Raw genomic sequence first — 1,006 nt, 5'->3', positions numbered from 1 at the left:
GCCCGCCGTCCCCCCCGGCCTGCCCCACGTGGACCTGCTGCGCCTGCGGGACCGCCTCGAGTCGGCCGAGCGTGCCCGGCTCGACGCGATCGAGGACCACCTGCAGACCCGCGTGCGGCCGCACCTGACCCGGTATTGGGACGCCGAGGAGTTCGCATTCGACCTGCTGCCGGGCCTGGCCGAGCTGGGTCTGGGGCGCCTCGTCCTGGACGGCTCGTCCTCGCTGTTCCAGCAGCTCGTGCACGCGGAGATCGCCCGTGTGGACCTGTCCCTGTCCGCCCTCGTGGGCATCCACAACGAGCTCAACCTCGGCATGATCGCCGGCCTGGGCTCGGAGCGGCAGAAGGCCACGTGGCAGGGGCGCCTCGAATCCTTCGATGCCCTGGGCGCGTTCTGCCTCACCGAGCCGGACCACGGCTCGGACATCGCCGGCGGCCTCGCCACCACCGCCACCCGCAACGGCGACGAGTGGGTCATCCGCGGCGCCAAGCGCTGGATCGGGGCCGGCACGATCGCCGACGTCGCGCTCGTCTGGGCGCGCGACACCACCGACGGCGAGATCAAGGGCTTCGTGGTGCCCACCGACACCCCCGGCTACGAGGCCACCAAGATCAGCGGGAAGATGGGCCTGCGGATCATGCAGAACGCGGACATCACCCTGGACGTGCGCCTGCCCACGGACGCGATCCTGCCCGGCGCCACCACCTTCGCCGCCACCCGTGCCCTGCTGCGCGACTCGCGCATGTGGGTCGGCTGGCAGGGCGTCGGCGCGCAGATGGGCGTGCTGGACGTGCTGCGCTCCTACGCGCTGCGGCGGGAGCAGTTCGGTCGCCCGCTGGCCGCGTTCCAGCTCATCCAGGCCCAGATCGCCGAGGTCGCCGGCAACCTGGCCGCCTCCGCCGGGATGATGCTCCAGGTGGACGCCCTGCGGCAGGAGGGGCGGATGGAGATGATGCACGCGGCGATGGCCAAGGCCACCTCGACCCGGCTGGCCCGGTCCTCGGCG

The 1,006-nt window shown here is 72.8% G+C and carries 1 protein-coding gene; it reads left to right on the top strand.

The genetic code is table 11. From position 1 onward, the window contains the following. Positions 1-1,006 (top strand): acyl-CoA dehydrogenase family protein (locus AB0N07_RS52370; RefSeq protein ID WP_365848226.1); only part of this gene is annotated, 1,006 nt, incomplete at both ends.

This window comes from Streptomyces sp. NPDC051172 (assembly GCF_040682555.1).
GTDB lineage: Bacteria > Actinomycetota > Actinomycetes > Streptomycetales > Streptomycetaceae > Streptomyces.
The sequence above is the reverse complement of the archived record's forward strand: the minus strand, read 5'-3'. Positions and strand labels throughout refer to the sequence as shown.